General features: G+C 55.7%; 1 protein-coding gene. It reads right to left on the reverse strand.

Translation table 11 applies throughout. The annotated features are described in order from the left end of the window. Positions 1–13: 13 nt before the first annotated feature. Positions 14–777 (reverse strand): IS5 family transposase gene (locus tag ACEVQ6_RS23660; RefSeq protein WP_374891492.1). Its coding sequence is split into 2 segments (ribosomal slippage): positions 14–459 and positions 459–777, totalling 765 coding nucleotides; the frame shifts between segments, so codons are not numbered across the junction. Between the last annotated feature and the right edge of the window lie 69 nt (positions 778–846).

An 846-nucleotide genomic window follows, 5' to 3' on the forward strand; every position in this document is an offset into this window, starting at 1 on the left:
CTAGGCTCAGGACTCATTGAATCCACCAAATGACGATTGCCGCGATGGTGATTGCGGCCATGAAGACGTGGGCATGGCGGTCATACCGTGTGGCGATACGCCGCCAATCCTTGAGTCTACTGAACATGTTATCGATCTTATGACGTTGTTTGTATTGTATTTTGCAGAAGTCGGCAGGTGCCTTCCGGCCCTTGCGCGGCGGAATACAAGACGCGATGCCTTTCGCTTTGAGGGCGGCGCGATACTCATCGGAATCGTAGCCCTTGTCAGCGATCATCGTTGCGCTGGCCCCGTCGGGTAAGGCGGGATACAGGACCTTGGCGCCGATGTGGTCGGAGACCTGGCCTGCCGTCAGGCACATCGCGATGGGGCGACCCTCGGCATCATATACGGCATGCAGTTTGGTGTTCAATCCGCCCTTTGTGCGGCCAATGTGCCGGGGAAGAAGCCCCCTTTTATGAGGCTCGACGCGGTGCGATGAGCCTTCAGGTGCGTCGCGTCGATCATGAGCGTATCGGGTGGACTGTCACTTGCAGCCAGGTGACTGAAAATCCTGTCGAAAACGCCAAGTTCCGTCCAGCGGCGAAAGCGGTTGTAAAGCGTCTTGTGCGGCCCATATTCCTTCGGCGCATCTTTCCACTGAAGGCCGTGTTTCAACACGTAAACAATGCCAGAAATCACCCGCCGGTCATCGACACGGGGAACACCATGAGAAAGCGGAAAGAACCGCTCGATCTTCGCCATCTGCGCGGGTGAGAGCAAAAACAAGTGAGACATGGCAAATTCCTTTGCCATCCTCAATCACACCCCTTGCCTCATTGCAAATTAATAGGTCCTGACCCTAGT

The organism is Ensifer soli (genome assembly GCF_041928815.1).
Taxonomy (GTDB): Bacteria; Pseudomonadota; Alphaproteobacteria; order Rhizobiales; family Rhizobiaceae; genus JBHFEI01.